The organism is Polaribacter marinaquae, from assembly GCF_038019025.1.
Lineage (GTDB): Bacteria > Bacteroidota > Bacteroidia > Flavobacteriales > Flavobacteriaceae > Polaribacter > Polaribacter marinaquae.
Genome location: NZ_CP150496.1, coordinates 2,060,350 through 2,072,659 on the forward strand (window position 1 = coordinate 2,060,350; position 12,310 = coordinate 2,072,659).

The window sequence follows — 12,310 nt, forward strand, 5'->3', positions numbered from 1 at the left end:
TAAGTAAGCTTAAAAAGGAGAATTATTTTAGAATAAATAAATTGATAATTACTACAATTCACAATTATTTTTGATGTAATCTCGGGCAGTTTCTTCGTCTTTTTTTAGTTGAAGAATTAAGTTTTCTATCGAATCGAATTTGTGTTCATCTCTTAGAAAATAAATCAAGGCTACTGTTAAATTCTTGTCATACAAATCTTCGTTAAAATCAAAAAAATGTACTTCGATTGTTTGATGGTTTCCGTTAACAGTTGGCCTGTTACCAATATTCATCATACCAAAAATTGTTTTAGAGTTTATAATTGACTTTACAACATAAACACCTGTTTTTGGAATTAATTTATACGTCTCTTTAACGTCTAAATTTGCCGTAGGAAAACCAATTTTACCCCCTAATTTTTTGCCATTTACAACTTTACCATTCAATAAAAAATTATAGCCTAAATAGTTATTGGCTGTTTTTAAATTACCAGCATGTAAAGCGCGTCTAATTTTTGTAGAACTTACAGAAACATCATCTATATCTTGAGCCGGAATTTCTTCTACCGTAAAATCATATAAATGGCTATATTCTGTTAATTGCTCTATATTACCTTCTCTATTTTTACCAAAATGATGATCGTATCCAATAATTAATTTAGAAATATTAAAAGTGTTCACTAAAATATCTCTTACAAACTCTAAAGCTGTAGTTCTAGAAAATTTTTTACTAAAAGGATGAATAATTAAGTAGTCTAAACCTGTTTTTTCTAACAATTTTGCACGTTCGTCAATAGTATTTATCAACTCTATGGTTGCATCTTTTTGTAAAACCATTCTTGGATGCGGAAAAAAAGTAAGTAAAACAGATTTTTTTCCAGCATTTTTTGCTTCAGATACTAGTTTTTCTAATATTTTCTGATGCCCAAAATGAACACCATCAAAAGTACCAATTGTTACAAAAGTTTTTTCGTTTGTAGAGAAATTTGCAATATCATTAACTACCTTCAAGCGGATCTAATTTTAATAGTAACAAATGTACAATTTCTGAATGTTTAAATTCATAGAAAAATAATTTTTTCGAATGTTAGATACCTTATTTTTATGCCTATTTTTTATTGATTACATAAAATTGACACCCAAATAATAAATAATTCAAAAAAAATTGTATTTTGCATATTAGTTAACAAATTAATTCAAATTATGATAAAAAAGATTTTACTAATTGCATTTATAGCTTTTAGCAGTATTACTATGGTTGCACAAACCACAGTAACTGGTACAGTTAAAGATGCAAAAACAGGAGAGACACTTCCAGGTGCAAATATTAAAATTGAAAATAAAGCTGTAGGTACTAATACAGATTTTGATGGAAATTTTGTGCTAAAAGTTTCAGATAATCCGCCGTTTACTTTAGAAGTTTCTGTATTAGGTTACAAAATGGAAAAGATAGAGGTAACAAAAAACAATCAAAAAGTTACTGTTTCTTTAACAGAAAATGAAACATCTTTAGATGAAATTGTAGTGTCTGCTTCTAGAACTCCAGAACGTATTATGGAGTCTCCGGTTACTGTAGAAAGACTAGATGCAAGAGCTATTAAAAATACTTCTGCACCATCTTTTTACGATGGGTTAGAAAACTTAAAAGGTGTAGATGTTAATACAAACAGTTTAACATTTAAATCTGTAAACACTAGAGGTTTTGCAACATTTGCAAATACACGTTTTATGCAATTAGTAGATGGTATGGATAATTCTTCGCCAGCATTAAATTTTGCAATCGGTAACCTTTTAGGAATGTCTGAGTTAGACGTAAATACAGTTGAATTATTACCAGGAGCTTCTTCTGCATTATATGGTGCAAATGCATTTAACGGTATTATGTTCATGACAAGTAGAAGCCCTTTTAACGATCAAGGAATCAGTTTTTCTTATAAATACGGTTTAACAAGCCAAAAAGCAGCAGGAGACAATAGTTTTCATGATGTTAGTATTAGAATGGCATATGCTTTTTCTGATAAATTGGCAGCAAAAGCGTCTCTTTCTTATTTAAAAGGAACAGAATGGTATGCAACAGATTATAGAAATACAGCAAACGGTAAATACGCTGCAGGAGATAGATCTATTAACGATTATGATGGTTTAAATATTTATGGTGACGAGGTTGCTATTGATTTAGGTGGTGCTGTTGGTAGAGTTAGTAGAACTGGTTACCAAGAAGTAGATTTAATGAAAGATTATGAAGCAAAAAGTGTTAAATTAAATACAGCTTTACATTACCGTCCTTTTGGAGATGATAGATTAGAATTAATTTTTAACTCTAAGTTTGGTGTAGGTAACACAATTTATCAAGGTGCAAACAGATATAATATTAGAGACTTTTATTTAGCGCAACAAAAATTAGAGTTAAAAGGGAAAAACTTTTTTGTGAGAGGTTATGTTACAACAGAAGACGCAGGTAACTCTTACGATTCTCGTTTTGCTGCAATTAACGTTAACAGAAAATGGAAATCAGATCAAGATTGGTTTACACAATATGCAGGTACTTATTTGGTAACTGGTTCTCATGCGGCAGCAAGAGCGGCGGCAGATACTGGGCGTTTAATTCCTGGTACTAGCGAGTTTCAATCTGCATTCGACCAAGTTACTGCAGATCCTAACTTAGTTACAGGTGCTAGATTTCAAGATCAAACTAAATTATACCACAGTGATTTAAACTACAATTTTCAAGATCTAATCGATTGGGCAGAATTTCAAGTTGGTGGTTCTTACAGAAGATATTCTTTAAATTCTAATGGTAGTATTTTTACAGATTATGATGGTGCTATAGATTATGATGAATTTGGTGTTTACACTCAAATGCAGAAAAAGTTTTTAGAAGAAGATCGTTTAAAGTTTACAGCTTCTATTCGTTATGATAAAGCACAAAACTTCGACGGAAACTTTTCTCCAAGAATATCTTTAGCATATGCTGCCGGAGAGAATAAGAATGATAACTTTAGAGCTTCTTTTCAAAAAGGATTTAGAAATCCAACAACTCAAGATCAATATATTGGTTTAGATGCAGGTGCTGCAATTTTAGTAGGTTCTGCACCAGATAATTTAGATAGATATACAAGTTCTCCTTTAAATGTAAGTACTGCAGGACAACCATTAGTTGGTGGTTCTACAACTACACTTTCTGGTAGATTAGCATACGAAAATTCTTTTTCTGCTAGTTCAGTTCAAAATGGGGCGCCTGCAGCTTCTGCAGCACCATTAGTAAAGCCAGAAGAAGTTACTGCTTTCGAATTAGGATATAGAGGTTTAGTAAATACTGGCGAATCTAGAATTACTGTAGATTTAAGTGCATACTACAACAGTTATAATAATTTTATCTCTGGTAAAAATGTTTTAGTTCCTTTTTACGGTACAGTAGGAGATAACAGTTTGTCTTTATTAGCGCTTCAAAACGGAGATTTTAAAGCTTTTCAAGTATATACAAATACAACAGCAGATATTAGTTCTTATGGTGCTTCTTTAGGGTTAAATACTAAAATTTTAAATGGTTTCGATTTAGGTGTAAATTATACTTATGCTAAGTTCGATTTTGATCAATCTTCAGATCCAGATTTCGAGGCAGGTTTTAATACACCAGAGCACAAAGTAAAATTACAGTTTGGAAATCCAAATTTATTTGAAAACTTTGGTTTTAATATTAATGCAAGATGGCAAGGAGATTACTTATGGGAATCTACTTTCTTAGACGCTACTATCGAGTCTAGAACTTTAATAGATGCTCAAATTAACTATTCTGTACCAAGTATTAAATCTGTATTTAAGTTAGGTGGTGCTAACTTAGGTGGTAAAGAATATTTTAGTGCGCCAGGAGTTGGAGCCATCGGTTCTCAATACTACATTTCTTGGACAATTAATAACTAATAAAAAATACGATATTATATGAAGAATTATAAATATATAGGATTATTACTTTTATCAATTGGTATTACATCTTGTGATGTAAATAACGATTTAGATCCAATTGTAGAAGAAACAGGACCAGTTGTGCAAATTGATGCTAATGGTGTAGATTTTTCTAACTATGTAGCAGTAGGAGCTTCTTTTACTGCAGGTTTTACAGACGGTGCACTTTTTATAAAAGCACAAGAAAATTCATTTCCGAACACATTAGCCTCAAAATTTAGTGTAGTTGGTGGTGGTGATTTTAACCAACCATTAATGGAAGATAATATTGGAGGTTTTGTTTTAGGAGGAACTGCGGTACAACCACCAAGATTATATTTTAACGGTGTAGGACCAACAAGATTAACAGATACACCAACAACTAGTTTAGGTATTAGAGCAAACGGAACTTCATTTCATAATTTCGGAATTCCTGGTGCAAAAAGTTTTCATTTAACTTTTCCTGGTTATGGTGCTGCAAATCCATATTTTGGAAGAATGGCTTCTAGCGCTTCAGCTTCTGTTTTAAGTGATGCAGTTGCTGCAAATCCAACATTTTTTACACTATCTGAAGTTGGAGGAAATGATGTTTTAGGTTATGCAACTTCTGGTGGTGATGGATCGGATATGATTACACCAGCGGCAACTTTTGATGCTGCTTTTAACGGAATGGTAAATGCTTTAACGGCAAATGGAGCTAAAGGTGTTTTAGCAACAGTACCAGATATTACTTTATTACCTCATTTTACAACAGTTCCTTACAATCCTTTAGATCCTTCGGATGCTACTTTAAAGGCTCAAATACCTTTATTAAACTCTGTTTATGGTGCAGTTAACCAAATTTATGTTGGTGCAGGAGAACCAGAACGTGCAATTGTATTTTCTGAAACAGAAACGAATGCAGTTGTAATTTTTGATGAAGATGCAACAGATTTATCTGCTGCAATTACAGCTACTTTAGCAGCAAGCCCAACTTTTGTACCTTTTGTACAGTCTCTTGGCTTACCAGAGCAAGCAGCTCCTTTAGTTGCTTCATTATTAGGACAGCAATACGGACAAGCTAGAGCTGCAACATCTGCAGATTTATTTGTATTACCAAGTAGTTTTGTAATTGGTACAGTTAATATGACTGCTGCTGGTGCTTTAATAGCTCAAAGTAACGGTCTTTTACCAGCTACTTTAGCCGGTCAATTTTCTGCAGAAGGTGTTACACTTCCTTTAGGTGATAAATGGGTGTTAACTCCGCAAGAACAATTAGAAATAAAAACAGCTGCAGACGGTTATAATGCTACAATTACAAGTGTTGCTTCTGCAAAAGGTTTAGGTTTAGTAGACTTAAATGCAATTTTAAGTGAAGCAGCTGGTGGTATTAAGTTTGATAGATATACACTAACACCTTCTTTAGTTACAGGTGGTTTAGTTAGTTTAGATGGTATTCATTTAACTGGTAGAGGTTATGCTTTAATGGCTAATAAAGTTTTAGCGGCAATAGATGCTACTTATGGTAGTAATTTTACTGTTGCTACAGATGGTTTAGCAAAAGCAGATGATTTCCCAACAAACTATTCTCCTGCTTTAAAATAAATAGCAGAATAGATAATATAAAAAAGGCTGAGAATTAAAATTCTCAGCCTTTTTTAATATCCGAAAGTTTTAGGTTCAATTATTCATTAGTTTTCTACAGAGTGATTTTATTTAGTTTATAATAGCCTTTTTAGGCTTTATTTAAATAGTTTTACACAAGATGGCGAATAAATAATGATGGCTTTTGTTTTAGGTTGCTTAATAAAGTTTATTTAATAAAAAAAGACGACTATGAAGCCGTCTTTTTTATGATATTAAAGTTTGTATTAGTTACCGATTAAAGAAGCTCTAGCACCACCATTATTAAATAATGCTCTCATTCTATTTCTTTGACCATCTGTAAACATGTACATACAAGCATCATCAGTATAATCCATGTAGTTCATTGTCATATCTGTTGTTTTACAGTTTACAGTAGGAAAGGTTGGACACCCATAATTTGGTCCATCAGAACTAGGTGTATCTACAACAAAATCATCTTGGCGACATCTACCGTCTCCCCAAATATGACGTAAGTTTAAGTAATGACCAACTTCATGTGTACCTGTTCTACCTTTATTAAAAGGAGCAGAAACATATCCTGTTGTACCGAAGTATTGAGGTGAAATTACAACACCATCTGTAGCAGAGTTTCCTCCAGGAAATTGAGCATATCCTAAGATACCACCACCAATTTCTGCTACCCAAATGTTTAAATGTGTGTTTGGTGTAATAGGAGGGTAAGCACTTTTTACAGCATTATTTGTACCCCAAGCAGTGTTAGAGTTAGCATATCTAAATGTTCCTGCTAAAGTAAATTCTATTCCAGCATCTGTTGCATCATTTTCAAATGTAGATCCAGAAGGTAAATTTAAATCAGAATTTGCTTTTCTAAAATCTTGATTTAAAACATTAATTTGAGAAGTAACTTGAGCATTACTTATATTTTGATTTGAGTTACTGTAAACAATATGAACATACACAGGAATGTTTATAATGCCCAAATTATCATTGATAGGTGTAACATCTACATCTGAAGAATTTCCACCGCCACCATTAGACCCGCCCCCTTTTACAGGTTTACCTTTTGCGTTTATAAACTTTCTTGTTGCGTATTCTACATCATACATTTTTTTGTATAGACCAGGTATTTCATTTAATTGCCTGTTTAATACTTGCATAGAGTAGCATTGTTTTTGTTTTTTTGAAGTACCTTTTGCTTCATATTCGTCTGTATGAACATAAAAGTCACTCATGTCTACTTTTGATTGTTGGTCTAAAGCTACTTCTGGGTCATTTTCTTGGCATCCCATAAAAGTACCTGCTGCAATTAATAATCCTAATAATCCTTTTTTAATCATTTCTCTAATTTTTGGAGGTTTTAATAATTGTTAAAATATGTTAATAAATTATGCTATTTTTATTTTAATTTAAAAAAAATTATCAAATTTTTATAAAATAAGTTAATTTATTAACATTGCTAATATAGGTTTATTAATTGGATAACAAAATTTTTAAATTAAAAAGGCTGAGAATGTAAATTCTCAGCCTTTTTTAATTTTTAATAAATATCCTTTTTTAAGAAAGCATTCTAACCGCTCTTTTTACTCCGTTAACAAAAACATCTATTTCTTCTTTTGTATTGTAAAAAGAAAAAGAAGCTCTAACTGTGCCCGGAATTTTATAAAAATCCATGATAGGTTGTGCACAATGATGGCCAGTTCTTACCGCTATGCCAAGTTTATCTAAAATTGCACCAATATCATAAGGATGAATTTCTTTTACGTTAAAAGAGATTACAGCCGTTTTATTCGAAGTGTTTCCGTAAATTTTTAAACCTTCTATCTTTAACAGTTGTTCTGTTCCGTATTTTAACAGCTCATCTTCGTAATTTGCTATATTTTTAAAACCTACAGAGTTCATGTAATCTATTGCGGTTCCAAAAGCAATACCACCACAAATGTTTGGTGTACCTGCCTCAAATTTATGAGGTAAACCAGCATAAGTAGTTTTTTCAAAAGAAACTGTAGCAATCATTTCTCCGCCACCTTGATACGGAGGTAATTTCTCTAACCATTCTTCTTTACCATACAACATACCAACACCTGTCGGACCACAAAGTTTATGAGCAGATGCTACATAAAAATCAACATCTAAAGCTTGTACATCTGGTTTTATATGCGGTGTTGCTTGTGCACCGTCAATTAAAACAGCTGCATTAAATTGATGTGCTTTGGCAATAATTTCTTCAATAGGATTTACAGTTCCTAAAGCATTAGAAACATGGTTACAAAAAACCAATTTTGTTTTTTGGTTTACTATAGTATGATAAGCTTCTATGTCTAAAGAACCGTCTTCTAACATCGGGATTACCTTTAAGATAGCACCTGTTTTTTCGCATAACATTTGCCATGGCACAATATTAGAATGATGTTCTAAAGCAGAAACGATAATTTCATCATCTTTTTCTAACAATGCAGAAAATCCAGAGGCAATCATATTAATACTGTGTGTTGTACCAGAAGTTAATATAATCTCGTAAGTGTTTTTTGCATTAAAATGTTGCTGAATTTTAACTCTTGCTTCTTCATATTTGTCGGTTGCTTCTTGACTTAAAGTATGCACACCTCTATGAATATTAGCATTATAGTTACTATAGTAATCTACAATAGTATCTATTACAACTTGTGGTGTTTGTGAAGTAGCTGCATTATCAAAATATACTAAAGGTTTTCCGTGTACAGTTCTTTTAAGAATTGGAAAGTCTTCTCGAATTTTATCAACATTTATCATAGAAAATATATTTACTACAAAGATAAAGCATGATTTTTTAAACTTGTAAAAAAGCGAATAAGATTTTCTTATTATACAACTTTAGAAACCAATTTTACTAAAAAACCAACTCCGTTTTGAATATTGGAAATTGCATTTGCCTTTTCATTATTTGATAAAGTAGCATTATTTATTTCTTTTAAAACAGCCAAAGCATTGTTATTTGTTATTTTTACATAATCAAACTTACTTTTTTATGAAATTTCTGAAACGAACCCTACTTTTATTATCAGTAATACTAATTATAGCGGTAATTTATAATTATCCGAAGTTGAATATTTTGGCAGGCTACTCAGCAAAAAATACAGCATCTTCTGTATATCTTGGTGAAAGAACTTTAGAGTTTACAGATACAACAGATAATAATTTTTCTCCTGTAAATTTGGCTACAGATAAAGTAGATCCATCTTTAAAATCTGCTTCGTCATCTGCTTTTGGTTTATTAACTAGAAAAGCAATTTATAGAGAAGGTTTAGGTGCCGTTTTAACATTAAATAGAGAGGATGAAACTGCTACTTATTTAAAACCGGTTCGTTTAAAACCTGATAATACAACTGCATTTCCTTATGGTAATGCAGAGCAAAAAGATACTGTTTTTGAAAATGTAAATTATGATAAAGTAACAAATGCTGTAAATAATATCTTCGGAAAAAACGATAATTCTAGAGCCGTGGTTGTTGTTTATAAAGATCAAATAATAGCAGAAAAATACGCTAATGGTTTTACAAAAGATTCAAGAATTTTAGGTTGGTCTATGACAAAGAGTATTATGAGCACTGTTTACGGTATTTTACAGCATCAAAATAAAATAGATATACAAGACAAAGCACCAATAGATTCTTGGCAAAAAGACGCTAGAAAAGACATTACGATTCATAATTTATTACAAATGAATTCTGGTTTAGAATGGGACGAGAATTATGATGAAATTTCTGATGCAACAAAAATGTTGTTTTTAGAAAGAGACATGACAAAAATGCAAGAAGAAAAACCTTTTGCAGGAAAACCAAATGCAACTTGGAATTATTCTTCTGGAACGTCTAATTTATTATCTAAAATTTTAAGAAAGCAATTTAATACACATCAAGAATATTTAGATTTTTGGTATACAAATTTTATAGATAAAATTGGTATGAATTCTATGATTGTGGAAACAGATTTAGCCGGAAATTACGTAGCTTCTTCATACGCTTGGGCAACAGCAAGAGATTGGGCAAAATTCGGGCTTTTATACCTTAAAAATGGAAATTGGAACGGAGAAGAATTGTTTACTAAAGATTGGGTAGATTATGCTACCACACCAACGCCAACATCAAACGGAATTTATGGTGCTCAATTTTGGTTAAACACAAATGGTGGTTACAAAGATGTGCCAAAAAACATGTATTATGCAGATGGTTATCAAGGGCAAAGAGTTTATATTTTACCAGATGAAGAATTGGTAGTTGTTCGTTTTGGGTTATCAGGATTTCAAGAAAATAAGTTTTTAAGCGAAATTATATCCGCAGTAAAATAAAAAAACCACTTATTTCTAAGTGGTTTTATATCTGTTTTGTAAAAATATTTTACTTTTTTCCTGAAATTAATCCTACCGCCAAGGCAACAATACCAATAGCAATAGTAATATAAGAACTTGTGTTGTCTTGTGCTTCTACCAAATCTAAATCTCCAATAGAAACTTGTGTTTCTGGCTGAATCATTGTGTAGATTCCGTAAATAGTTAAAATAAGCCCAACAATTAGCAATACTGTTTTAATACTTTTATTCATAATAATAATTTTTAGTGATTAGTCTGTAACAAAATTACAAACTAACTTAAGTTATTATGAATGCAAACGATACAGTGTTTGACTTATATACTATAAATCGAAACCTATTTTTACGTTTAATTTATTTGCAATTAATTTTGCAATACGTTGTTTAACTTCTGGTATTTTAACACTTTCTAAAACCGTATTTGCAAATGCAAACATCAATAATGCTTTTCCTTCTTTTTTAGGAATACCACGTTGTTGCATGTAAAATAAAGCCTCGTCATCTAATTGACCAATTGTACAACCATGAGAACACTTAACATCATCTGCAAAAATTTCTAGCTGAGGCTTGGCGTTAATTGTTGCTTTATCACTTACTAAAACATTATTATTTTGTTGATAAGCATTTGTTTTTTGAGCTTCTTTATTAACAATTACTTTTCCGTTGAAAACTCCTGTAGATCTTTCATCATAAATACCTTTGTAATCTTGATGAGACTCGCAATTAGGTTCTATATGATGTACTAAAGTATGATGATCTACGTGTTGTTTACCTTCTAAAATAGTAATTCCTTTTAAGATAGAATCTATATGTTCTCCTCTTTGGAAAAAGTTTAAGTTATTTCTAGTAATATTTCCACCAAAAGAAAATGTATGAACAGAAACAACAGAATTAGATTTTTGTTCTATGTAAGAATTGTCTACTAAAGATGCGTTTAAATCATCATTCTGAATTTTATAAATATCTACAGTTGCATCTTTTGCTGCGTAAACTTCTGTAACAGAATTTGTTAAAACTGGGTTAGAAGTTAAACTTTGATGACGCTCTATAATTTGAACATGTGCATTTTGCTCTGCTACAATTAAATTTCTTGGTTGTAGCATGGTAGCAGCTTCTGTACCTGTTGTAAAATTTATAATTTGAATAGGTTTTTCTACTTCTACATTTTTAGGAATATAGATGTAAGCACCTTCGTTAGCAAAAGCAGTATTTAAAGAAGTTAAATTGTCTTCTTTTGCAATTTTGTTAAAATAATTATCTATTACAGTTTTGTATTTTGGTTTATTTAAAGCCGCAGACATTAAACAAACATCAAAAGTATCGTGTGTAGTTTCAGATAAAAAAGAACTGTATTTACCGTCGATAAAAACAAGTTTGTAAGCATCTATATCGTGAATAAAATACTTCTTAACATCAGCTAATTGAATTGCATTATCTTTATTAGGAAACAAGCTGTAATCTTGCTTTAAAACAGAGTTTAAAGAAGTATATTTCCAAGTTTCTAGTTTTTTTGTAGGAAAACCTAACTCTTCGAATGTTTGAAGCGCTTTAGACCTAATATCATGAATATCTGAATCTGTATCAACTTTATTTTCAAAAGCTACATACGATGATAATAATTTATCTTTTAATTCCATTTTTTCAGTTTTCAGTTTTTAGTTTCAGTATGCAATTTTTAAACTGTATACTGCTACTGTAAACTTATTTACACCAATTCTTGTTTAATCCAATCGTAACCTTTTGCTTCTAGCTCTAACGCTAAAGAAGCATCGCCACTTTTTACAATTTTACCGTCGTGTAAAACGTGTACAAAATCTGGTACGATATAATCTAATAAACGTTGGTAGTGTGTAATAACAATTACCGCGTTATCTTTAGATTTTAATTTATTTACACCGTTAGCAACAATACGCAAAGCATCAATATCTAAACCAGAATCTGTTTCATCTAAGATGGCTAATTTTGGCTCTAACATTGCCATTTGAAAGATTTCGTTACGTTTCTTTTCTCCACCAGAAAAACCTTCGTTTAAAGAACGAGATAAAAATTTACGATCTATTTCTAATAATTCAGATTTCTCACGAATCATTTTTAACATGTCTTTTGCAGGCATGTCTTCTAAACCTTTTGCTTTTCTTGTTTCGTTAATAGCTGTTTTTATAAAGTTTGTAACAGAAACACCAGGAATTTCTACTGGATATTGAAAAGATAAAAACACACCATTATGTGCTCTTTCTTCTGGTGCAAGTTCACTAATATCTTCACCATCTAATTCGATAGAACCATTAGTAACTTCATAGTCTTCTTTACCTGCAATAATATTAGCCAAAGTACTTTTTCCTGCACCGTTTGGTCCCATAATTGCATGAACTTCTCCTGCTTTTACTTCTAAATTCAATCCTTTTAAAATTGATTTATCGTCTATACTTGCTTGTAAATTTTCTATTTTTAACATCTT

9 protein-coding genes are annotated in these 12,310 nt (G+C 31.2%); 3 read left to right on the plus strand and 6 right to left on the minus strand.

Features of this window, described 5'->3' with window-relative positions; all coding sequences use genetic code 11:
- Positions 1 to 51: 51 nt before the first annotated feature.
- Complete coding sequence (locus tag WG950_RS09380) at positions 52 to 990, minus strand: bifunctional riboflavin kinase/FAD synthetase (protein WP_340931894.1); 939 nt, start codon at positions 988 to 990, stop codon at positions 52 to 54.
- Positions 991 to 1,182: 192 nt separating this feature from the next.
- On the opposite strand from WG950_RS09380, the gene WG950_RS09385 reads away from it, so the two are divergent.
- Entirely contained in the window at positions 1,183 to 3,900 is a 2,718-nt protein-coding gene (locus WG950_RS09385) for a TonB-dependent receptor (RefSeq protein WP_340931896.1), read from the plus strand.
- An 18-nt stretch (positions 3,901 to 3,918) separates the two neighbouring features.
- The gene (locus tag WG950_RS09390; RefSeq protein WP_340931898.1) at positions 3,919 to 5,505 is read left to right on the plus strand and encodes a G-D-S-L family lipolytic protein; all 1,587 of its coding nucleotides are present in this window, start codon (positions 3,919 to 3,921) and stop codon (positions 5,503 to 5,505) included.
- Positions 5,506 to 5,771: 266 nt separating this feature from the next.
- Here the strand turns inward: WG950_RS09390 and WG950_RS09395 are convergent, their stop codons facing one another.
- Positions 5,772 to 6,845 carry a zinc metalloprotease gene (locus WG950_RS09395; RefSeq protein ID WP_340931900.1) on the minus strand — a complete coding sequence of 358 codons (1,074 nt, stop codon included), beginning with the start codon at positions 6,843 to 6,845 and terminating at the stop codon, positions 5,772 to 5,774.
- 217 nt (positions 6,846 to 7,062) lie between these two features.
- Positions 7,063 to 8,277: a cysteine desulfurase gene (locus WG950_RS09400; protein ID WP_340931902.1), complete on the minus strand. Its 1,215-nt coding sequence runs from the start codon at positions 8,275 to 8,277 to the stop codon at positions 7,063 to 7,065.
- 244 nt (positions 8,278 to 8,521) lie between these two features.
- Here WG950_RS09400 and WG950_RS09405 point away from each other — a divergent pair, with 244 nt between their 5' ends.
- On the plus strand, positions 8,522 to 9,832 hold the full coding sequence (locus WG950_RS09405; RefSeq protein WP_375240314.1) for a serine hydrolase domain-containing protein: 1,311 nt from the start codon (positions 8,522 to 8,524) through the stop codon (positions 9,830 to 9,832).
- A gap of 49 nt (positions 9,833 to 9,881) precedes the next feature.
- Here WG950_RS09405 and WG950_RS09410 read toward each other — a convergent pair whose 3' ends face one another.
- From WG950_RS09410 to sufC, 3 genes are all read right to left on the minus strand, one after another.
- Entirely contained in the window at positions 9,882 to 10,085 is a 204-nt protein-coding gene (locus tag WG950_RS09410) for a hypothetical protein (RefSeq protein ID WP_079737747.1), read from the minus strand.
- A 90-nt stretch (positions 10,086 to 10,175) separates the two neighbouring features.
- Positions 10,176 to 11,489, minus strand: coding sequence for a Fe-S cluster assembly protein SufD (gene sufD, locus WG950_RS09415; RefSeq protein WP_340931906.1), 1,314 nt, complete (start codon positions 11,487 to 11,489; stop codon positions 10,176 to 10,178).
- Positions 11,490 to 11,557: 68 nt separating this feature from the next.
- On the minus strand, positions 11,558 to 12,307 hold the full coding sequence (gene sufC / locus WG950_RS09420) for a Fe-S cluster assembly ATPase SufC (RefSeq protein WP_077810620.1): 750 nt from the start codon (positions 12,305 to 12,307) through the stop codon (positions 11,558 to 11,560).
- Between the last annotated feature and the right edge of the window lie 3 nt (positions 12,308 to 12,310).